Here is a 21,375-nt window from a genome sequence, read left to right as displayed (position 1 = left end):
ATGAAGATCGACGCCCATCAGCATTTCTGGCAGCCCTCGCGCGGCGATTACGACTGGATGCCCAAGGACAATGCCACGCTCAACCGCGCCTACGCGCCCGCCGATCTGGCCGGGCATCTGGCGCGCAACGGGATCGATGGCACTGTGCTCGTGCAGGCCGCCGCGACCGTTCACGAAACGGAATATATGCTGGGCCTCGCCGATGCGACGCCCTTCATCAAAGGCGTGGTGGGCTGGGTGGATTTTGAGGATCCCGGTCATCTGGCCCATCTCGAACGGCTCGCGCAGCACCCGAAATTCCTCGGTGTGCGGCCTATGATCCAGGACATTCCGGATGTGAACTGGATGCTGCGCGATGATGTGCAATGGGCTTACGCGGCGCTCATCGATCTGGACCTCACGTTTGATGCCCTGGGCTTTCCCCAGCATATCGAGAATTTCGCGACGCTCATGGCGCGCTACCCGGAGATGCGCGTGGTCTACGACCATTGCATGAAGCCGCAAATCCGCGATCAGCGGGCCGGGCGGGATGCGTTCTCAGCCTGGGCCGATGGCATGTCCCGGCTGGCGGAAGAGACCTCGGGCTGTTGCAAATTCTCCGCGCTGGTCACGGAGGCCGATGATGGATGGTCGCCTGAGGATCTGCAGCCTTTTGTGGCGCACGTGCTCAAGGTCTTCGGGCCGGAGCGGGTCATGTGGGGATCAGACTGGCCGGTGTGCCGTTTGCAGAGCGATTACCAGAGCTGGCACGACATCGCGCGCGGCTTCACGGCCCGGATGAGCGCGGCGGATCAGGCGATGATCTTTGGCGGCACAGCGGCGCGGTTTTACCGGCTCGTGTGATCTATCAGGAAAGCGGTGACGGCTGCGTGGGTCAGTCCTGCGCGTGCTTGCAGGTCTGAGGCCACATGCAGGGCGGCGGCGGCCTGGGCGAAAGGTAGGGCGTCCACCAGCGAGGTCCCGCGCGCGACCTTTGCCGCCAGCGCGCCCACGAACATGTCGCCTGCGCCATGGGTCGAAACAACCTCGACCGGGACGCCCGCATGGGCTTTGCCGCGATAGAGGACACCGTCCGCGCCCAGCGTTGTCAGGGTGTCTGTGCCATCCGTTTTTCCAGCGTAGAACGCAGCTTCCACGCGGTTCACGATCAGCAGATCAAGCGCGTCCATGAGCGCCGCGCTCACCTCACGGGCGGGGGCGGCATTGAGCCAGACCTGCGCGCCCATGGCCCGCGCCTGCTGTGCGACGGCGAGGTTCACGGCCTCGGGAATTTCGTTTTGCAACAACACGATGCGCGTCTGCGGAGGGAGGACAATCTCTTCTGCTGCGATATTGAGATTGGCCGCTGAAACGATCACCGCGCCATAGCCGCCCTGCGCATCCACGATGGCCGCGCTCATGCCGCTGGGGCCGGGGTCGTGTTGCAGTTGTGTGATGTCGATGCCGCTGGCCGTGAGCGTCTCACGCAGCGTGGCACCAAAGCCATCCGCGCCCACGCGTCCGGCGAAAGCCACCTCCGCGCCCATTTTGGCCGCCGCCAGCGCCTGATTGCCGCCCTTGCCACCAAAGACATATGCCACGTCATGGCCCGTCACGGTCTCGTCCAAACCGGGCAGATGTGGCGCGTTCAGCACCACATCGAGATGCAGGGAGCCTACAACGAAGACGCTCACCTGAGCATCGCCGCCTGCACCAGCCGCATGGCCAGAGGCGCGTCTTGCCGGGCGATGGCGCTTTGCAGCTCCGTGTTCTGTACCAGACCCGCCGCAATCGCGCGGAGTTTTTCGACCACCTCGATATTCGTGCGCGCCTCTTCCACAGGATCAAGCCCGGAATGATCGGGGAAGGTATCGAAGTAAATCGCGCCGTCATAGCCCGCGCGCTCCAGCTCCACGAGCAGCTCAACCGTCTGGATCGGATGCACCGCGCCGACCATCAAGCCATTGTCCCACTTGCCGTAGCCATCATTGAGATGCACGCCGAGGATACGCGAATGGCGCGCGACGAGGGCGGCGGCGAAAGCGGGCATTTCGTCGGCGTAGAGCACATGGGCAAAATCCAGTGTGACCCCGGTGTTGGGCCGCGCGATCTCCTTGATCGCGAGCAAAGTCGTGGCGGCATCGGGCATGAGCGCAAAGGCGCGGGGCTCATTGGGCTTGTATTCCAGCGCGATATCGATGCCCGGGTTGTGATCGGCCACTTCGATCATGGCCTCGATCGTTTCACCCCAGCTGCGGGCGTAATCCATCTGGAAGGAGTAATCGAATCCGTCTTGGCCCATCCAGAGCGTCATGAGTGAGCCGCCCATCTCCGCCAACACATCCAAGCCCCGCTTGGTCTCGTCAATGGCGGCGCGGCGGACGGTGGCGTCGGGATGGGTGAAGGCGCCCAGCTTGTAGCCCGGATCGGTGTAATAGCGCATGGCCATGCCGTTGAGCACCATGCCGTTGTCGTCCAGCGCGGCCATGAGATCGCGGGGCGTGTCGTCCTGAAAGTGATCGGGGTAGTTGAGATCCGCCGCCGTGAGCCCAGCCGTCGCGGCGCGGGCCAGGAGATCCGCCGCGGTGATCGTGTTCTTGCCGGGCCAATAGGCGGCGGCGCCGATCTTGAAGGCGTTGAGGCGGGCGGCGAAACGGGGCGTTTGGTCTGTGCTCATGAGCCACAATAGTGGCGAGGGCGCGGAGAGTTCAATGCCGCTCCTTAGCCGCCTGTTCCTTAGCCATCTGTCGACTTCTCGAAGAGCTCTCGCCCATAGGCGGAGTGCAGCGTACCCGCGCGCAGTTGGGCCACGTCGGTCGTTTCCTCAATGCGACCCGCCCGCAAGATTGCGAGGCGATCACAGAGGAAGCTCACCACGGGCAGATCATGGGTCACCAGCAGGAAGGTCAATTCGCTCTCTTCGCGCAAGGCCTTGAGCAGGTTGAGGATTTCGGCTTGCACCGAGACATCAAGCGCGCTTGTGGGTTCGTCCAGCAACAAGACTTGGGGCTCCAGCATCAACGCGCGGGCGATGGCCACCCGCTGGCGCTGGCCGCCGGACAGCTGATGGGGCAGGCGAAAACGGAAACGGCGGGGCAGGCCCACGGCATCGAGCATCGACAAGACGCGCGCCTCACGGTCCGGCAAACGGTGAATGATCAGCGGCTCGCTCAACGTATCGTCTATCGTGCGGCGTGGATGCAGGCTGCCGTAGGGGTCCTGAAAGACCATCTGCACCTGCCGGGAGAGGGCGGCGCGGCGACCCGGCTGCAAAGTGCGGTCCGCGATCTGCAAGCCGCCTTGCCACGTCTTGATCTGGCCTGCCAGCGCCTTGAGGATCGTCGATTTGCCCGAGCCGGATTCACCGACCAGCGCAAAGCTCTCGCCCCTGGCCACGCTGAAAGAGACGTCGTGCAGGACCCGGGCATTGCCAAAGTGGACGGAGAGATCACGCACCTCGATCATATTGCGTTCCGGTCCAGAACCGGCAGGCGCGGACGGGTCTCATCGATCCGGGGCAGGCTGGCCACGAGGCCCTTGGTATAAGGGTGCTGCGCGGCGTAGAGTTGGCCCGCGCTGAGCTCCTCGACAATGGCGCCTTGATACATCACGAGGATCCGGTCGCACCAGCGCGCCACCATGTTGAGATCATGGGAGATCAGCATCAGCCCCATGCCGCGCCGGGTTACCAGATCGTCGAGAATGTCGAGCACTTGCCCGCGCACCGAGACATCAAGCGCGCTGGTTGGCTCATCTGCGATCATGAGCGCGGGCTCCATCACGACCATCATCGCAATCATAACCCGCTGGCCCATGCCGCCGGAGACCTCGTGGGGGTAGAGCCCGGCCACGCGGGTCGGGTCCTCGATGCGCACGGCCTTGAGCGCGGCCAGCATTTTGGTGCGTCGTTCGCGTCGGGACAAGGCGCCATGCACGGCCATGGCCTCCTCGATCTGGGCGCCGATGCGGATCACCGGGTTGAGCGAGAATTTCGGGTCTTGCAGCACCATGGACATACGCGCGCCGCGCATGCGCCGCAGGTCGCGCTCGGAGAGATTGCGCAGATCGGTGCCGTCAAACATCAGCCTGTCCGCCGTGACGCGTCCGGGAGACGGGATCAGGCCCATCACGGCGCGGCCGGTCATGCTCTTGCCCGAGCCGCTCTCGCCCACGATGCCCAACCGCTCGCGGCCCAACTCGAACGACAGTCCGCGCACGACCTCGACCGGGCCTTGGTCGGAAGGGAAGGTCACGCGCAGGTTTTCGACGGATAGAAGGCTCATCCGCGCGACCTCTGCTTGGGATCGAGCACATCGCGCAGCCCGTCGCCAAAGAGGCAAAAGCCAAGGGACACAATCACGATGGCAAAGCCCGGCATGGTCGCGACCCACCATTGATCGAGGATGAAAGAGCGTCCGCGCGAGATCATCGCGCCCCATTCCGGCAGGGGCGGCTGCGCGCCGAGGCCCAGGAAGCCAAGGCCCGCTGCCGTCAGGATGATGCCTGCCATGTCCAGCGTCACGCGGACGATGGTGGACGACATGCAGAGCGGCATGACGTGGCGTGTGATGATGCGGAAGGAAGACGCGCCCTGCATGCGGATCGCGTCGAGAAATTCGGCATTACGGAAGGTCAGCACTTCGGCGCGCGCGATGCGGGCATAGACGGGCCAGGCGGTGATGGCGATGGCGATGACGGCGTTCTCGATGCCCGGACCCAGAGCTGCGACAAAGGCCAGCGCGAGGATCAGGCGGGGCAGGGATAGGAAGATATCGGTGAGCCCCATCAGGATACGGTCCACCCAGCCGCCGAAATAGGCCGCGACGGTGCCAATCGCGAGGCCCAGCGGCGCGGCGATGACGGCGACCAGCAAGACGATCATCAGCGTGATGCGCGCGCCGTGGATCACGCGCGAGAGGATGTCGCGGCCCAGCTCATCGGTGCCCATCCAATGGGCGGCCGAGGGCGGTTGCAGCCGTTTGCCGAGATCGCCCTCGACCGGAGAATAGGGCGTGAGCCAAGGCGCGAAGGCCGCCACGAGCAGGAGCATGACGATGATCGCAAGGCCCACCATGGCCAGCGGATTGCGCGAGAGCGCGCGGGCCAGCCGGTAACTCTGGCCCAGTTGTGCCTGCAGGCGGGTCTCGGGATCGTCCGAGAGGAGCCAGTCGCGGGAGAGGCGTTTCGTGCTCATGCGCGCGCCCTCGGATCGAGGATCTTGTAAAGCGCGTCGGACCCTTTGTTGATGCCGACGAAGACCGCGCCAATCACCAGCGTCGCCCCCAGCACGGCGTTCATATCAGCGTTGAGCAGCGCGGTCGTGAGGTAATTGCCGATGCCGGGCCAGCTAAAGACCGTCTCGATCATCACCGAGCCTTCGAGAAGCCCCGCATAGCTGAGCCCGATCACGGTGATGAGTTGCACGCGAATGGGCCGGAAGGCATGACGCCAGAGGATCAAGCGCTCCGGCACGCCTTTGACCCGTGCGGTGATGATGTATTCCTGGCTGAGTTGCTCTAGCATGAAGCTGCGCGTCATCCGCGCGATGTAAGCCAGCGCGAAGAAGCCAAGGATCGTGGCGGGCAGGACGATATGGGAAAGCGCGCTGCGGAAAGCCTCCCAATTGCCCTCGATGGCGCTGTCGATGAGCAAGAGACCGGTGCGCGGTGTGACCATCCCGTCGAGGAAAATGTCGATCCGGCCCGGGCCGCCCGTCCAGCGCAGGTTGGCATAGAAGATCACGAGACCCACGAGCCCCAGCCAGAAGGCCGGGATTGCATAGCCCGCAAGGCCGATGACGCGGATGACCTGATCGATCCATTGCCCCTGCCGCGCGGCGGCAAAGACGCCCATGGGCACGCCAAGGGCCACGCCGATAATTATGCCAAGCGTCGCCATCTCCAGCGTTGCAGGAAAGACGCGGGTGAGATCCTCGGCCACAGGCCGCCCTGTCGAGACGGACATGCCAAGATCGCCTTGGAGGACCTGCCAGACATAGCGGGCGAACTGGATTACCATTGGATCATCCAGCCCCATTTCTGCGCGCACCTGCTCGTAGGTCTCCAGACTGGCACGATCGCCCACCACCGCCAGCACGGGATCAATGGGCACCACGCGGCCGATCACAAAGGTGATCGCCAACAGGCCAAGAAACGTGACAGCCAGGGTCAGGAGAAACTGGAGGGCAGATACGGATCGGGTCACAAACGTCTCCTCTGCGGGCAGACTAGCAAGACTTTTTTGACGCATCAAAATTTTTTTACTAGCATCAAAAAAGGCCCAGGGAGGAATCATGACGCAGAGCGCGCGCCAGCTTGATCCGGTACAGCCGCCCGCTTTTGGGGGCCGGATCCGGGAGATGCGCCGCAAGGCGCAGCTGACGCTGCAGGCTCTTGCCGATCAGGCGGGTATCTCCGTCGGGTTTCTCAGCCAGGTGGAGCGCGACAAGGCCACCCCGAGCCTTGGGACATTGGCCAGCCTCGCAGCGGCGCTGGACGTCGAGATCGACGTATTCATCGCCACACCCAAACCCGCTGACAGTGTGACCCGGGAGGGCGAGCGGCCTCTGTTCGGGCTGGCGGATTCCTCGTTGGCCTATGAGCGCTTGTCGACGGTGCTGCCGGGAGGCACACTGTCATCGCTGATCGTTCATATCCCGGTAGGCTATCATTCCGAGATCACGGCCCATGTGGGCGAGGAGATTATCGTCGTGCTGGACGGGCAAGTACGCCAGACTCTAGGGGATGCGACGTTTTTGCTCGGCCCCGGCGACAGCCTGCACTTCATGGGCGACACGCCGCATTCCTTTGCCAATGTTGGCCGAGGGCCCGCGCGGCTTTTATGGACAGGCACTTCCCCAAGACTGATCGGGCCCAAGCCCGGCGTTTCAACCAAGATCGATTCCAACAGGAGAGACACATGACCTATGTACCGACTTTTGCCAAAGCCCTTGCGGTCAGCCTGATCGCCCTGTCATCGGCGCCCGCGCTGGCAGATACGCCGGCCAATGCGCTGGTGATTGCGCAGAACATTGACGACATCGTCACGATTGATCCGGCGACGGCCTATGAGTTCTCTTCCGGGGAATACGTCACCAACACCTACGATCAGCTCGTGCAATATGACGCAACTGACACAACGACCCTCGCGCCGGGCCTCGCCACCAGCTGGGAGATTGATGCCGCGGCCAAGACCGTGACCTTCACATTGCGCGAAGGGGTCACGTTCCATTCCGGCAATCCGCTGCGCGGCGCCGATGTCGTAGGCAGCTGGAAGCGCGTCCTGGTGCTCAACAAGGCGCCTGCCTTTATCCTCGGCAATCTCGGCTGGACGGCGGACAATATCGAAGAGATGGTCACGGCCGATGGCAATGTTGTCACCGTGCGGTGGGAAGGGGATTTCGCGCCGTCTTTCGTTTTGAACGTATTGGCATCGCGTCCGGCCACGATTGTTGATGTCGAGACGGCCATGGCCAATGAGGTCGATGGCGATATGGGCCACGCCTGGATGAACCAGAACAGCGCTGGCACAGGGCCGTTCTCGCTGGCGCGTTATGCGCCGGGTGAAGTCATGATGCTGAACGCAAACCCCAATTACTGGAATGGCGCGCCCGGGATCGAGCGGGTTCTGATCCGGCATGTGGCAGAAGCTGCGACGCAGCGCCTTTTGCTGGAATCCGGCGATGTCGATATGGCCAAAAACCTGACGCCCGATCAGGTCGCGGGCCTGTCGAGCAATGCCGATGTGAAGATCGAGACCTATCCGCAAACCGCGGTGCATTGGTTCAGCTTCAACCAGAAGTATGAGCCGCTGACCAATCCGGCCTTGTGGGAAGCGTCGCGTTATCTCGTGGATTACAACGGCATGGCCGACAGTTTCCTCAAGGGGCAGATGGAGGTCCATCAGGCGTTTTGGCCCGAAGGCTTCCCCGGCGCGTTGACTGATACACCGTTCACCTATGATCCCGAAAAGGCCAAGGCGATCCTGGAGGAGGGCGGGGTCGAGCTGCCACTCACAATTGAGCTCGACGTCATCAACGCGGCCCCCTTCACCGATATGGCGGCCTCGCTCCAGCAGACCTTTGCCCCGGCTGGGATCAACTTCGAAATCCTGCCCGGCACAGGCGCGCAGGTGATCACGAAATACCGCGCGCGCACCCATCAGGGCATGCTGCTCTACTGGGGCCCGGACTTCATGGACCCGCATTCCAACGCCAAGGCCTTCGCCTATAATTCCAACAATTCCGATGACGCCTATGTCTCGACGACCACATGGCGCAACGCATGGATGCCGCCTGCGGAGATCAACGAGAAGACCAAGGCGGCGCTGGCTGAACAAGATGCCGCCAAGCGCGATCAGATGTATGTCGAGCTGCAGGAGGCCATGCAGGCCGAGGCGCCGTTTGTGATTATGTTCCAGGCGATCAAGCAGGTGGCCATGGCCAATAATGTCTCCGGTTTCGTCAACGGCGCGAGCTCGGATTACGTGTACTACCGTCTCGTCGAGAAGAACTGATCAGACGGGGTCTGGCTGGGCGTACTCCCTGCGCCCGGCCATTCGCAAAAACCTGTGCGGAAGAGCTGCGGGAGCCATGACATGACTGCTGACGCCACATTTTCGGCCCTGCATGCCGCAGCCGATGACGCCTGCGGCGCCCGGCTTTTTACCGTGACCGTGCTGGATCATGCGGCAGGGCTTGCGCGCCGGGCCTATTCCTCTCATCCCGAAGATTATCCCGTCACCGGGACGAAACCCATGGGGGCCAACCCCTGGATGGAGCAAGTCATCGGGCGCGGAGAGGTTTTTGTGGCCAATGAAACGGCGGGGTTTTCGCCCTATTTTTCAGATCACGCGCTGATCAATGCGCTGGGGTGCGAGGCGGCCATGAATATTCCGGTCTCTCGTGATGGTCGGGTCGTGGGGACGGTCAATATTCTTGATAAGCCTGGACACTTCACGCCCGCGCGCGTCGCCACCTTGACGGCGCTGGTGGAGAAGCACCGCGCGGCCCTTCTCGAAGCGTTTGCCCAGGTGTCGATGGGCTAGGTCCCGCCTCAGCGCATCGCGTCGCGCAACGCGTCGCTGCCTGCGCGCAGAAGCGCCACATCCGTCCCGCAGGCCACAAAGGTAAACCCGTCTTCGACAAGCTGCTTGGCAAATACAGGGTCCAGCACAAGCGTGCCCACGGGCACCCCCTTGGCGATCAGGCGCTTGGCCACAGGCAGGATCGCGTCCCAGACATCCTTGTGCATCGCATCGGGCAATCGCCCGAGATCGGCGGCAATGTCTGCCGGTCCAAAGAAAATTCCGTCGCATCCATCGACCGCTGCGATCTCTTCGGCGCAGTCCAGGGCGGCCTGGGTCTCGATCTGCAACAGGATTGCCGTCTCCTCTTCGACGCGCTCGAAATAATCGCTGACGCGGCCAAAGTTGTTGCCCCGCTGAATGCCGCTGACGCCCCTGATCCCGCGCGGCGGATAGCGGCAGGCGCGCACGGCTGCCTCCGCCTCAGCGGCATTCTGCACCATGGGGATGAGCAGCCCCGGCGCACCCGCATCGAGGACCCGCTTGATCATGACCGCGTCGTTCCACGCGGGCCGAACCATCGCAGTTGTGTGGTAGGGGGCAAAGGCCTGCATCTGGGTGGAGGCCGTGGCCACATCGGTGTGGGCATGCTCCATATCGATGATCACCCAGTCGAAATCCGCGCCTGCAACCACCTCGGCGCAAAAAGGGCTGGCCATGGAGACCCAGAGGCCAATCTGTGGCTCGCCCGCGCGGATCGCCTTGAGAAAACGGTTGGATTTCAGTTTCATCGCCTGCGCCTCCCGGGGTTGCATTTGCGAAACGCTAGCGCAGTTCACAGCGCCGCGAAAGGCCGATACCGGGCCTATTCGGCGCCGCGCCCCAATCTGTTGGCGTAGAAGAACGCAATGGCCTGCGCTCTGTTTTTGACGCTGAGCTTGTCGTAGAGGTTGGAGAGGTGAAATTTGACCGTATTGGTCGAAATGCCCAGCTCCTTGGACAATTCACGATTGGTCAGCCCCTTTGAGAGCGCCTCGAGCATCACACGTTCCTTGCGCGACAGCGAGGCAATCGGATCGGTTTGCAGATCGCGGATATCGATGAACGGGAAGACCATCTTACCCCTCGCCACGTCCAGGCAAGTGTCGATCAGGCCCTCGACCTCGGACGAGCGTGGCGCAAACCCGGCCGCGCCCGCGGACATGGCCAGACGTGGCAGCTCCGGGCTGTCATCGCCGTAGACAATCAATCGCGGCGCGCGTTCGTTCTCGCGCAGCACTTCGATGAGCTTGGCCCCGCCCAGAGCAGGCAGGTTCCAATCGATTACGCCAATGGACACCGGCAAGCGCATGACCGTGGCCAGAAACCCTTCGGCAGAGGCCGAAGTTGCCAGAAGGGAGAATCGTTCATCACGTTCAAAAATTTCGGACATGGCCGAGAGGACCAGCGGATTGCTGTCGGCCAACACGATGTCAATGGGCGTCTGCACAGCGGTTAATCCTTTGAAAGTGCGATTGATTTCACAATAAACTACCCATTTGAGTGGGCTCTAATTTCGCATACATCGGCATACTTATACTTTTGGGTGGGGCTTTTCCCATACTAATAGCTTCCCAAAAGCAGGTATAACCGGCGTTGTGGCATAAGTCACCCTCAGATCAACTGCATGACAGGCGAGGACGGCGCGGTGCTGTCCTATCGGAGGAGTGCCCACATGACGATTCACCCGTTTCCACAATTGGAGATCCCCGACACTCTGGCGGCAGGCCCCGGGCCTGGCAATACAGATGCGCGCGTGCTCGCCCGGTTTATGGCGGCGGGTGTTGCCGATCACATGCAGCCAGAGGTTCTGCGGGGCATGGTCGAGTGCAAGCACATGCTGCGCGCGATCTGGGGCACCGAGAACACATATACATTTGGTGTCGCAGGCACAGGCTGGTCCGCGCTCGACATGATGTTTGCAGCGATCAAGCCGGGCGACAAGGTTGTCGCCTTCGCCAATGGCACGTTTTCGGGCATCGACGCTTTGACAATCCGCATCCGCGCGGCCACGCCGGAAGAGCTGTCGGAAAACAGCCTCGACCCGAAAGCCGCCTCTGTCACCATCATTGACGTGCCCCATGGCGAAAGCGTCACGGGCGAGATGGTTGAGGCTGCGCTGGCGGAGCACAAACCCAAATGGGCCTTCATGGCGCATTGGGAAACCGGCTCGGGCCGGATCAACGACTTGCAGGGTTTCTCGGATGCCTGCGCCAAACATGGCGCGATGGGCCTCGTCGATGCCGTCTCCAGCCTCGGGGTTGAAAACTTCAGCATCGACAGTTTTGAGGGTGTGCACGGTTGGGCATCTTGCCCGCAGAAGGGCATTTGCTGCCTGCCGTTGACCTATGCGCCCGTGAGCTTCACCGATGCCTATATCGAGACGCTCAAAGCCGGTGGCGCCTACACCTATTGCCACCACCCGATCTTCGAGGCGCGCCATTGGGGCATCGTCGATGGGCAGGATGTTGAGAAAGGCACCTACCACCGGACCCATTCCCCCTATGCCGTGGCGGCCTTCCATGAAGCGCTGCGTCTCACGCTGGAGCAGGGGATCGCATCGCGCGCGGCTGACTACAGCTTCCACGAAGCTGCCCTGCGCCGCGCTGTCGAGGAGATGGGCTGTGAGGTCACTTCCAACATGACCTCCCTCGTGGTGCTCAACCTGCCGGGCGATCTGGCGGGGCGCGAGATGGAGCTTGTGCAGATGTGCCGTTCCGAAGGCTTCGGCATCTGGCCCACGCTGAGCGCGCCGGTACAGGTCCGGATTGGCATTCTCAATCAGCTCAACCGCGCTGCGATCGAAGAGATCGTATCGCGCTTTGCCGATGCCTTCGCGCGCATGGGCGGTCAGGTGGATCACGCAGCGATCATGGCCGGTCTGGCAGACCATTACGACAGGGCGATGGCCGCGGAGTAACCACGACGACGATCACAAACGCACGGGAGGGCGCTTGCTATGGATATTCATGAATACCAAGCCAAGGAAATACTCGCCAATTTTGGCGTGGGGGTGCCCCCCGGTGCATTGGCCTACAGTCCGGAACAAGCGGCCTACCGGGCGCGGGAACTGGGCGGCGAGGCCTGGGTTGTCAAGGCGCAGGTTCATGCGGGCGGGCGCGGCAAGGCGGGCGGCGTCAAGGTCTGCAACTCTGATCAGGAGATTTATGCCGCCTCCGAGGGCATGTTTGGCCAAAAGCTTGTGACCCATCAAACCGGGCCCGAAGGCAAAGGCGTCTACCGGGTTTATGTCGAGGCGTCTGTGGGCATCGCCCGCGAGATCTACCTCGGCCTGGTTCTGGACCGCTCTTCGCAGCGCGTCATGATCGTGGCCTCTGCCGAGGGCGGCATGGAGATTGAGGAAATCTCCGCCAATGAACCTGACAGCATCGTGCGCGCCATTGTCGAGCCGGCGGTTGGGTTGCAGGAGTTTCAGGTGCGTGAAATCGCGTTCCAGCTGGGGATGGATCCGGCCGTGACGCAGCACATGGTGCGCACCTTGCAGGGCTGTTACCGCGCCTTCACAGAGCTCGATGCCACGATGGTCGAGATCAACCCTCTGGTTGTGACCGTGGACAACCGTGTTCTGGCGCTGGATGCGAAGATGACCTTCGATGACAATGCGCTCTTCCGCCACCCGCAGGTGGCCGAACTGCGGGACAAATCCCAGGAAGATCCGAGGGAGAGCCGTGCGGGGGACCGCGGGCTGAACTACGTCGGGCTCGAGGGCAATATCGGCTGCATCGTGAACGGAGCAGGTCTGGCCATGGCTACGATGGACACGATCAAGCTGGCGGGCGGAGAGCCTGCGAATTTTCTCGACATTGGTGGCGGCGCCACGCCCGACAGGGTTGCCAAAGCGTTTCGGCTGGTCATGTCGGACAGCAATGTTCAGGCCGTTCTCGTCAATATCTTTGCCGGTATCAACCGGTGTGACTGGGTGGCGGAAGGCGTGGTGCAGGCTCTGCGCGAAACCCGCGTCGATGTGCCGGTCATCGTGCGATTGTCCGGCACGAATGTTGAGGAAGGCAAGAAGATCCTCGCAAAGTCCGGCCTGCCGATCATCCGCGCCAATACATTGTCGGAAGCCGCCGAGCGCGCTGTGGATGCCTGGCGCAATGACGTCGCACAAGGAACGCAAGTGAGGGCTGTGTCATGAGCATTCTTCTGAACAAAGAGACCAAGGTCATCGTGCAGGGCATCACCGGGCGCATGGCGCAATTTCATACCGATGACATGCTGAAATACGGCACGAACGTTGTCGGCGGTGTTGTTCCGGGCAAGGGCGGCCAAACGGTCTGCGGTGTGCCGGTCTTCAATACGGTCAAAGAGGCCGTTGCGGCCACGGGTGCGGAGGCGAGCCTTGTCTTCGTGCCGCCCCCCTTTGCCGCCGATAGCATCATGGAAGCCGCCGACGGGGGCATTCGCTATTGCGTCTGCATCACGGATGGCATCCCCGCGCAGGACATGATCAAGGTCAAACGCTACATGTACCGCTATCCCAAGGAGCGGCGCATGGTTTTGACGGGGCCCAATTGCGCGGGCACCATTTCGCCCGGCAAGGCGTTGCTTGGCATCATGCCCGGCCATATTTATCTGCCCGGCTCGGTGGGCATCGTTGGACGCTCCGGAACCTTGGGGTACGAGGCGGCCAGCCAGCTCAAGGAGCTGGGCCTGGGCATCTCCACGTCCGTCGGCATCGGCGGCGATCCTATCAATGGCTCGAGCTTCCGCGATATTCTGGAGAGGTTTGAAGCGGATCCCGAGACAGAGGTGGTGTGCATGATCGGCGAGATCGGCGGGCCACAGGAGGCGGAAGCGGCGGAGTATATCCGTGATCACATGACCAAGCCGGTTGTGGCCTATGTGGCGGGTTTGACAGCACCCAAGGGCCGGACCATGGGCCATGCGGGCGCAATCATTTCTGCCTTTGGCGAAAGCGCGTCCGAGAAGGTGGAAATCTTGTCGGCGGCCGGTGTCACGGTCGCTGAACATCCCAGCCAGATCGGAGCAACCATCGCAGGCGTGATGGAGAAAATGGGGAGGGCGGCATGATGAACGTGGTCCATATCAACACCGGCGCCAAGCCCAAGGTCCTCGTGACCCGGCGATGGCCTGGCGCCGTGGAGGCGCAGCTGTCTGCCAGCTACGAGACCACGTTGAACCGCTCCGACACACCGCTCACTCCGGGTGAATTGCGCGATGCGCTCAAGACGTTTGACGCCGTGTTGCCCACCGTTACTGACAGCCTCGGACCGGATGCGCTGGATGTTGCGAAACCGACGACCAAGATCCTGTCGAACTACGGGGTTGGCGTTAGCCATATTTGCACCGAGAGCGCGCGCAAGCTGGGCCTTTCAGTCACAAACACGCCTGACGTGCTCTCGGAATGCACGGCTGATATCGCCATGACCTTGATGCTGATGGTCGCCCGCCGTGCCGGTGAGGGCGAGCGGGAATTGCGCGACGGCGGTTGGACCGGCTGGCGCCCGACGCATCTGGTAGGCACGAAAGTCTCCGGCAAGACGCTGGGCATCGTGGGCTATGGCCGGATCGGCGAAGAGCTCGCGCGCCGCGCGCATCATGGCTTTGGCATGGATGTGGTGGTCTACAATCGTTCAACAGTGGCACCGGAGCGGCTGGCGCGCAATGGCGCGCGGCAGGTGGAGAGCCTCGACGCGCTCCTGCCGCTGTGTGACTTTGTCTCGCTGCATTGCCCCGGTGGCGCGGAGAACCGCCACCTCATCAATGGCCGCATGCTTGATCTGATGCGGGAGGACGCTTTTCTCATCAACACAGCGCGCGGCGAAGTGATCGATGAAGCGGCACTGGCCCATGCGTTGATGTTTGAAAGCATCGGCGGCGCGGCGCTTGATGTGTTTGAATGTGAGCCGCGGATCAATGCTGATCTGGTGCAATGCGATAACCTGGTGATGCTGCCGCATCTGGGTTCAGCGACCCGCGAGGCGCGCGAAGCCATGGGCTACCGCGTTCTCGACAATCTGGGAGATTTCTTTGAGGGCCGGGATCCGCGCGACCGCGTGATTTAAGGCCCGGGTCTGATAAACGCAAAAAGGCGGCGGATGTGGATCATCCCGCCGCCTTTTTCATGTGCTCGGGCCACAAACCCTAGCCGCGCGTTTCCGTCTCGCCCTCATGCAAGGTCGACCATGTCGCATCACGTGGCGGGGCCGGCGGGGTTTCGCAGGCGCGCTGATGGATGATGACCTTGGCGATGAAATGTGCAGAGACCGGCGCCGTCACGAAGAGAAATGCCATGATCAGCAATTCATGCAGGGACGGATCGCCACCCGCAAGCGCTTTCAGGATGGAGGACAAGAGCAGCATCCCGATGCCCACCGTGCCAACCTTTGTGGGGGCGTGCATCCGTGTCATCGGGTCATTGAATTTCAGCAGACCAATCGCGCCAACGAGCACGAAAAGCGCGCCGATGAGAAGCGAAAGTGCTGCGGCATAGGTGAAGAGGATGTCCATGCTCATTCGATAATGTCTCCCCGCAGGATGAAGCGCGTCAGCGCAACGGTTGAGACAAAGCCCAACATGGCGACCAGCAGGGAGACCTCGAAGTAGATCTTGAACCCTTTGGAGATGCCAAGGACGACGATGATCCCAAGGGCATTGATGACCAGCGTATCCAGCGCAAGGATCCTGTCAGCGCTTGTGGGGCCGATCAGCAACCGCACCACACACATGATTTGGCCAATGGCCAGCGCGACCAGCGCAATGGCAATCGTGATGTCGAGAAAACCTACAGCAGAACTCATGAGAAAATCTCCAGCAATCTGCGCTCGTAGCGCTCCTTGATCTCGTCGCGCACCGCTTCCGCATCATCGGTATGCAATACGTGAACGAGCAGGCTATGGCCTTCCGCCGAAAGATCGGCCGAGACGGTGCCCGGCGTGAGTGTGATCGTGCCCGCAAGCAACGTGATCGCCTCGGGCTGTTTCAGCTCCAGCGGAACGGCAATCCAAGCCGGTTTCAGCTTGCTGTTGGGCACCGCAAGAACAATCCAGGCCACCTGAATATTGGCAATGATAATGTCCCAGAGCACCATGATCGTATAGGTTATCATCTTGCCCATCCGGAAGCCCTGGGGCGTATCTGGCCACCAGATCGAGGTGATCCAGGGGATGAGGATGCCCAGGATCAGCCCGAAGACAGCCATGCCCGCCGTGATATCGTTCTGGAGCATAACCCAGACGATGGTCAGGATCAGAGTCAGTAGCGGATGGGGTATCAGCCAACGAAACGCATGCGCCATGTCAGTGATCCTCCTTGGGTGTGCTCAGTTTGCCCGGCGTGTCCAGAACCACGGCCTTGTATTCATCCGGCGCAAAAAGCTCTTCGGCGATGGTGGTCGTGTAATTGTGGACCTGCCCGGCAAAAACCGTGTGCAACGTCAGCATGGCGAGCAATCCGCCCACGGCGACGAAAGACAGCGTGTGGGGCCGGGTGGCATCTTCCGACATGGTGCTTTCGTCAGGCGCGACGCTATGGGCTTTCCAGAAGATCATGCTGCCCGCGCGGCCAAAGCCTACGATGCTGATAAGGCTGGACGCCAGCACGACAGTCCAGACCCAGGCCATCGAGGGGCTGTCATACGCCGCTTCAAGCACCATGAGCTTGCCCAGAAAGCCCGACAGGGGCGGCAGGCCTGCCATGGCGATGGCGCCAGCAAAAAAGAGCGCTGCGGTCATGGCGGTGGCGATCATGGCCGGTTGCGCGCTGAGAATAACGTTGCCGCGCCCGGTGCGCACGAGATCCGAGATCAGGAAGAGCGCCGCGCCCGCCAGTGTCGAATGCACGATATAGTAGAGCGCGGCGGCAATGCCTGTGGGCGTGAAGAGCGAGATAGCCACCATAACCATGCCCATGGAGCCAATGACCGAGAAGGCCACCAGCCGGTCCAGCTTCCTCGCTGCCAAGACACCGATCATGCCAATGGCCAGCGAGATGAGGGCTGCGGGTTGCAGCCAGACGTCATGCAGACCGGAGGTGACTTCAAGCTCGGGTGGGAAGATCATCGTGTAGACACGGATGATCGCATAGGCGCCCACCTTCGTCATGATCGCAAAGAGTGCGGCCACTGGAGCAGGCGCTTCTGCATAGCTCGATGGCAGCCAGAAGTGCAGCGGCACAAGCGCGGCCTTGATCGCAAAGACCAAGAGCAGCAGCACGGCGGCCACGCGGATCCCCACGGTCTCTTCCGGGCTGACCAGCGCCACACGGTTGGCGAGATCGGCCATGTTGAGCGTGCCCGTCTCGGCATAGATGGAGCCAAGTGCAAACAGAAAGAGCGTGGAGCCGATCAGGTTGAACAGCACATATTGGACGCCTGCGCGCAGCCGATCATTGCCGCCCGCGTGGATCATCAGGCCATAAGAGGCGATGAGCAACACTTCGAAGAAGACGAAGAGGTTAAAGAGGTCACCGGTCAGGAACGCGCCAATGATGCCCATCAGCTGGAACTGGAAGAGCGCATGGAAGTGCCGCCCCCGATTGTCCCATCCCGAGCCAATGGAATAGAGCATCACAAAGAGCGCGAGGATTGAGGTCAGCAGGATCATGATCGTCGAGAGCCTGTCGCCCACGACAACAATTCCGAAGGGCGCAGCCCAATCACCCAGTCTGTAGTAGACCACAGAGCCGTCGGAGACCTGCCAGGCCAGCGCTGCAGATACAGCGATCAACATCGAGATGCTGGCCAGTGAGGCGGCGCGCTGAATGCCGATATGATACCGCGCGGCCAGAACGATAAAGGCCGCGATGAAAGCCGGCATCACAATGGGGACAACGATCCAATGGCTCATGACCGTGTCTCCCCTGCATCGGCATCCGGCAGATCATCAACATGATCATCATCTGATCCCAGATAGGCGCCCAGACCGATCATCACCACAACGGCCGTCATCCCGAAGGAGATCACGATCGCCGTGAGCACAAGCGCTTGGGGCAGGGGGTCTGCATAAAGCGTGACATCCTTGCTCAGGATCGGCGGGGCGCCGATGGTCAGTCGACCGGAAGCAAAGAGGAACACGTTAACCGCATAGGTCAGCAGCGAAATCCCGAGGATCACCGGGAAGGTCCGCAGCCGCAGCACCAGGTAAATACCGGCTGCGGTCAGAATGCCGATGGCGGAAGCGACAAGAAATTCCATGTTATCGGCTCCCTTCCGTTGGGGCGGCGGCGGTGTCAGTGGCCTGCTCCCGTGATGGGTCTATGTCCATCGGATACTCCGTCTCCGGCGTGTCACTGCGCCGGGCCAGGCGTGAGAAGCTCTCCAGCGAGAGCATCACCGCGCCGACGACAGCCAGGAACACGCCCACATCAAAGAGCGCGGCAGTGGCCAGCTCAAACTCGTTGAAAGGTGGGATGCGCACATAGGTGAAATCCGACGTCAGGAAGGGTTTGGAGACAAACCATGACCCTATGCCAGTGAGCCCTGCGATGAGAACGCCCGCGCCGATGACGCCGTGATAGGGATATCTCAGACGCGCCGAAGTCCAGGTAAACCCGCTGGCCATGTATTGCATGACCACCGCAATGGAGACCACAAGACCGGCGATAAACCCGCCGCCGGGCTCGTTGTGGCCACGCAGGAAGATGTAGAAGCCGACCATCAGCACCACCGGCATGATCACCCGCGTCATGACAACCATCATCATCGGATGCATGTCGCCCGCGCGGGGTTGGTCAGGCGTCCAGTTCAGCAAGCGCCGCCGCACAGGCCCGTCGAGCAAGGTTTCCGTGAGCGCGTAGATCAACAAGGCGGCAATCCCCAGAACGATGATCTCGCCATAGGTGTCAAACCCCCGGAAATCGACAAGGATGACGTTGACCATATTGGTCCCGCCGCCGCCCTTGTAGGAATTGGCGACGTGGAATTCCGAGATCGGAGAGGTGACCGCCTCGCGCAGCATGTAGTGATAAGCCAATGCGAAGGTGGCCAAACCGCCCAGAATGGCAATGCCCCCATCGCGCATCCGCCGCAGGACGGAGCTCTCAACCGGTGTTCGGTTGGGCAGGAAGTTGAGCGCGAGCAGCAGCAGGATGATCGTGACAACTTCCACGGTAAACTGCGTCATCGCGAGATCCGGCGCGCTGAGATAGACAAAGCCCACCGAGACCATGAGCCCGACGATCCCGATCAGTATCAGCGCCAAAAAGCGGTTGCGATGCATGATTACCAGGCTGGCAGTGGCCACAACCAGCAACGCCCAGCCTGCGATGGGAACTGCACCTGCCTCTTGCAGAGGCCGCGTGGCGGCGCCGACCGTGCCCGTTGTCCAGGCGTGATAGCCCGCCGCGAGGATTGCCACGAACCCGATCAGCGCGTAGCGCGTGAAAGCGCCATTGTGCAGGCTATGAATGAAGCCTTGCGCCGCGCGGGCCACGGCCTCCACGAGGGCATCGAAGATGGTCTTCGCCTCGGGCCGCGGTGCGACATCCCAGAGCTTCAGGAGGGGCGAGAAGATCAACATCAGCGCCAAGCCACCAACGACCGCGATGACAGACATATAAAGCGCAGGTACCAGACCATGCCAGATCTTGAAGTAGTTCTTGGGCACCTCGACTTCGCCATGAAGCAGCGACCCGGTCACCATTTTGACGAAAGGTTCCGCCAGGAACGGCGCCACGCCAATCGCCACAACAAGCGCGACCAGGATCGCAGGCGGCAGCCACATGCCGGGGTTCGGATCATGGGGCTTGGCCGGATAATCATCGCGGACGGGGCCGAGGAACGTGTGGCCAATCAGGCGGAAGCAATAGGCGGCCGAGAAAAGCGAGCCGACCGTGGCCAGCGCGGGCACGAGCCATGGGTTGTCAAAGAGTACCGTATGGTTCGCCTCCTCAAGCATCATTTCCTTGGACAGGAAGCCGTTAAGGAAGGGAATACCGGCCATCGAGAGCGCGGCCAGCGTCGCGATGACGAAGGTCACCGGCATCAGCTTGCGCAGGCCCCCAAGCCGCCGGATGTCACGCGTGTGGGCTTCATGATCGACGATACCTGCGGACATAAAGAGCGCGGCCTTGAAGGTCGCGTGGTTCAGGATGTGAAAGACCGCAGCCATTGCGCCAAAGGCGGTGCCGGTGCCCAAAAGCATGGTGATGAGGCCGAGGTGGCTCACGGTCGAGAAGGCCAACAGGGCTTTGAGATCATGTTTGAAAAGCGCAATGATCGCGCCCAAAACCATGGTGATCAGACCGGCCGTTGTCACAATGACAAACCACTCCGTCGTGCCAGCCAAGACAGGCCACATACGCGCCATCAGGAAAATGCCTGCTTTGACCATGGTGGCAGAGTGCAGATAGGCCGAAACGGGCGTCGGGGCGGCCATCGCGTGGGGCAGCCAGAAATGGAAGGGGAATTGCGCTGACTTTGTGAAACAGCCGATGAGGATAAGGATCAGCGCGGGCACATAGAGAGGATCGGCCTGAATAAGCTCGCGGTTCTCCAGGATCACGCTGAGATCGTAGCTGCCCACGATCTGACCGAGGATCAGCATGCCACCAATCATGGCCAGCCCGCCCATTCCGGTGACGGTAAGTGCCATCCGCGCGCCCTGCCGTCCTTCGGGCAAGTGTTTCCAATACCCAATGAGCAGGAAGGAGGATAGCGACGTTAGCTCCCAGAAAATCAAGAGTAGCAGAATGTTATCACTCAAAACGATCCCAACCATCGCGCCCTGGAAGAGCAGCATATAGGTGAAGAATTCGCCCATATTATCGCTGCGGCTCAGGTAATGGCGCGCGTACGCGATGATCAACAAACCGATGCCGAGGATCAAAAGCGCGAAGAAGAAGCCCAGCCCGTCGAGCATCAAGGTCATGTTGAGACCAAGCTCGGGGATCCAGTCGATTCGTGCTGTTACGACTTCACCGGCAAGGATCGCAGGCAGGTTCGTCAAGAGACCGATAAAAGCGGTTAGGGTGACTGTGAAAGTCACGCCGGCGCAGGCCGCGCGGCCTGCGGAATTCATAAGTCCAGGCAGCAATGCGCCCAGGAATGGCAAAAGAACTATGATGAAAAGTGACACTGTCGCTCCCTTTGCAATCCTGCGCTGTTATTTGCGATTTGGTGATCTTGTGCAAACGCATTCTCCCAACATGCGACGCGCGCCCGCACCAAAAGGAGGGGGCACCGCGTCTCTAATGTTGGGTGCGGCGGCGCTAAACCCGCCTGAACCCGGCCTCAATCTCGCAAACTCCCGCATAGGTAGGGAGCATTTCCCAAATTGGAATATGGCACATTACGGATTCAGCTTTTTGAAGGTCAGTTTGTCTTATCTTTGATGTCTCAGGCGATGAAGA

At 61.5% G+C, this 21,375-nt stretch carries 22 protein-coding genes; 8 read left to right on the top strand and 14 right to left on the bottom strand.

Translation table 11 applies throughout. The annotated features are described in order from the left end of the window. Positions 1-843, top strand: coding sequence for an amidohydrolase family protein (locus tag ACP15S_RS10295; RefSeq protein ID WP_425039484.1), 843 nt, complete (start codon positions 1-3; stop codon positions 841-843). Here ACP15S_RS10295 and ACP15S_RS10290 read toward each other — a convergent pair. Genes ACP15S_RS10290 through ACP15S_RS10265 form a run of 6 tightly spaced genes read right to left on the bottom strand, consistent with a single transcriptional unit; the run spans position 828 to position 6,183 of the window. Continuing rightward, positions 828-1,673 carry a PfkB family carbohydrate kinase gene (locus tag ACP15S_RS10290; protein WP_425039483.1) on the bottom strand — a complete coding sequence of 282 codons (846 nt, stop codon included), beginning with the start codon at positions 1,671-1,673 and terminating at the stop codon, positions 828-830. The genes ACP15S_RS10295 and ACP15S_RS10290 overlap by 16 nt on opposite strands. Further along, positions 1,670-2,656, bottom strand: a complete 987-nt coding sequence (locus tag ACP15S_RS10285; protein ID WP_425039482.1) for a TIM barrel protein — start codon at positions 2,654-2,656, stop codon at positions 1,670-1,672. Before ACP15S_RS10285 ends, ACP15S_RS10290 begins: the two co-directional genes overlap by 4 nt. A gap of 59 nt (positions 2,657-2,715) precedes the next feature. Beyond that, positions 2,716-3,444, bottom strand: a complete 729-nt coding sequence (locus tag ACP15S_RS10280) for an ABC transporter ATP-binding protein (protein WP_425039481.1) — start codon at positions 3,442-3,444, stop codon at positions 2,716-2,718. Continuing rightward, positions 3,441-4,262 (bottom strand): ABC transporter ATP-binding protein, encoded by an 822-nt coding sequence (locus tag ACP15S_RS10275; protein WP_425039480.1) that lies wholly within the window; start codon positions 4,260-4,262, stop codon positions 3,441-3,443. Before ACP15S_RS10275 ends, ACP15S_RS10280 begins: the two co-directional genes overlap by 4 nt. After that, entirely contained in the window at positions 4,259-5,173 is a 915-nt protein-coding gene (locus tag ACP15S_RS10270) for an ABC transporter permease (protein WP_425039479.1), read from the bottom strand. The genes ACP15S_RS10275 and ACP15S_RS10270 overlap by 4 nt, the downstream gene beginning before the upstream one ends. Next, positions 5,170-6,183: an ABC transporter permease gene (locus ACP15S_RS10265; RefSeq protein WP_425039478.1), complete on the bottom strand. Its 1,014-nt coding sequence runs from the start codon at positions 6,181-6,183 to the stop codon at positions 5,170-5,172. Before ACP15S_RS10265 ends, ACP15S_RS10270 begins: the two co-directional genes overlap by 4 nt. A gap of 88 nt (positions 6,184-6,271) precedes the next feature. Between ACP15S_RS10265 and ACP15S_RS10260 the strand changes: the two genes are divergently transcribed. The 3 genes from ACP15S_RS10260 to ACP15S_RS10250 all read left to right on the top strand — a co-directional run bounded on the left by ACP15S_RS10260 (position 6,272) and on the right by ACP15S_RS10250 (position 9,024). Next, complete coding sequence (locus tag ACP15S_RS10260; RefSeq protein ID WP_425039477.1) at positions 6,272-6,901, top strand: helix-turn-helix domain-containing protein; 630 nt, start codon at positions 6,272-6,274, stop codon at positions 6,899-6,901. Beyond that, positions 6,898-8,493: an ABC transporter substrate-binding protein gene (locus ACP15S_RS10255; protein WP_425039476.1), complete on the top strand. Its 1,596-nt coding sequence runs from the start codon at positions 6,898-6,900 to the stop codon at positions 8,491-8,493. Before ACP15S_RS10260 ends, ACP15S_RS10255 begins: the two co-directional genes overlap by 4 nt. Positions 8,494-8,574: 81 nt before the next feature. Continuing rightward, positions 8,575-9,024 carry a GAF domain-containing protein gene (locus ACP15S_RS10250; protein WP_425039475.1) on the top strand — a complete coding sequence of 150 codons (450 nt, stop codon included), beginning with the start codon at positions 8,575-8,577 and terminating at the stop codon, positions 9,022-9,024. Positions 9,025-9,032: 8 nt separating this feature from the next. Here ACP15S_RS10250 and ACP15S_RS10245 read toward each other — a convergent pair whose 3' ends face one another. Continuing rightward, on the bottom strand, positions 9,033-9,794 hold the full coding sequence (locus tag ACP15S_RS10245; protein ID WP_425039474.1) for an HpcH/HpaI aldolase family protein: 762 nt from the start codon (positions 9,792-9,794) through the stop codon (positions 9,033-9,035). A gap of 74 nt (positions 9,795-9,868) precedes the next feature. Further along, positions 9,869-10,471 (bottom strand): LuxR C-terminal-related transcriptional regulator, encoded by a 603-nt coding sequence (locus ACP15S_RS10240; protein ID WP_425039684.1) that lies wholly within the window; start codon positions 10,469-10,471, stop codon positions 9,869-9,871. A gap of 246 nt (positions 10,472-10,717) precedes the next feature. On the opposite strand from ACP15S_RS10240, the gene ACP15S_RS10235 reads away from it, so the two are divergent. Genes ACP15S_RS10235 through ACP15S_RS10220 form a run of 4 tightly spaced genes read left to right on the top strand, consistent with a single transcriptional unit; the run spans position 10,718 to position 15,092 of the window. Beyond that, complete coding sequence (locus ACP15S_RS10235; protein WP_425039473.1) at positions 10,718-11,962, top strand: aminotransferase; 1,245 nt, start codon at positions 10,718-10,720, stop codon at positions 11,960-11,962. Positions 11,963-12,001: 39 nt separating this feature from the next. After that, a complete protein-coding gene (locus tag ACP15S_RS10230; protein WP_425039472.1) occupies positions 12,002-13,201 on the top strand; it encodes a malate--CoA ligase subunit beta in 1,200 nt (399 codons plus the stop codon). Further along, the gene (gene sucD, locus ACP15S_RS10225) at positions 13,198-14,097 is read left to right on the top strand and encodes a succinate--CoA ligase subunit alpha (RefSeq protein ID WP_425039471.1); all 900 of its coding nucleotides are present in this window, start codon (positions 13,198-13,200) and stop codon (positions 14,095-14,097) included. The genes ACP15S_RS10230 and sucD overlap by 4 nt, the downstream gene beginning before the upstream one ends. Further along, positions 14,094-15,092 carry a 2-hydroxyacid dehydrogenase gene (locus ACP15S_RS10220; RefSeq protein ID WP_425039470.1) on the top strand — a complete coding sequence of 333 codons (999 nt, stop codon included), beginning with the start codon at positions 14,094-14,096 and terminating at the stop codon, positions 15,090-15,092. Before sucD ends, ACP15S_RS10220 begins: the two co-directional genes overlap by 4 nt. Before the next feature lie 79 nt (positions 15,093-15,171). Here the strand turns inward: ACP15S_RS10220 and mnhG are convergent, their stop codons facing one another. The 6 genes from mnhG to ACP15S_RS10190 are packed head-to-tail and all read right to left on the bottom strand — an operon-like array spanning position 15,172 to position 21,101. Next, on the bottom strand, positions 15,172-15,543 hold the full coding sequence (mnhG, locus tag ACP15S_RS10215) for a monovalent cation/H(+) antiporter subunit G (RefSeq protein ID WP_425039469.1): 372 nt from the start codon (positions 15,541-15,543) through the stop codon (positions 15,172-15,174). Further along, a complete protein-coding gene (locus tag ACP15S_RS10210; RefSeq protein ID WP_425039468.1) occupies positions 15,540-15,827 on the bottom strand; it encodes a K+/H+ antiporter subunit F in 288 nt (95 codons plus the stop codon). The genes mnhG and ACP15S_RS10210 overlap by 4 nt, the downstream gene beginning before the upstream one ends. Continuing rightward, entirely contained in the window at positions 15,824-16,324 is a 501-nt protein-coding gene (locus ACP15S_RS10205) for a Na+/H+ antiporter subunit E (RefSeq protein WP_425039467.1), read from the bottom strand. The genes ACP15S_RS10210 and ACP15S_RS10205 overlap by 4 nt, the downstream gene beginning before the upstream one ends. Position 16,325: 1 nt before the next feature. Continuing rightward, positions 16,326-17,873: a monovalent cation/H+ antiporter subunit D gene (locus ACP15S_RS10200; protein WP_425039466.1), complete on the bottom strand. Its 1,548-nt coding sequence runs from the start codon at positions 17,871-17,873 to the stop codon at positions 16,326-16,328. Then, complete coding sequence (locus ACP15S_RS10195) at positions 17,870-18,220, bottom strand: Na+/H+ antiporter subunit C (RefSeq protein ID WP_425039465.1); 351 nt, start codon at positions 18,218-18,220, stop codon at positions 17,870-17,872. The genes ACP15S_RS10200 and ACP15S_RS10195 overlap by 4 nt, the downstream gene beginning before the upstream one ends. Before the next feature lies 1 nt (position 18,221). Then, positions 18,222-21,101: a monovalent cation/H+ antiporter subunit A gene (locus ACP15S_RS10190; RefSeq protein WP_425039464.1), complete on the bottom strand. Its 2,880-nt coding sequence runs from the start codon at positions 21,099-21,101 to the stop codon at positions 18,222-18,224. Between the last annotated feature and the right edge of the window lie 274 nt (positions 21,102-21,375).

Origin of the sequence: Primorskyibacter sp. S187A (assembly GCF_049800955.1) — a bacterium.
Classification (GTDB): domain Bacteria; phylum Pseudomonadota; class Alphaproteobacteria; order Rhodobacterales; family Rhodobacteraceae; genus JAKVBH01.
This window is presented reverse-complemented; position numbering and strand designations above follow the sequence as displayed.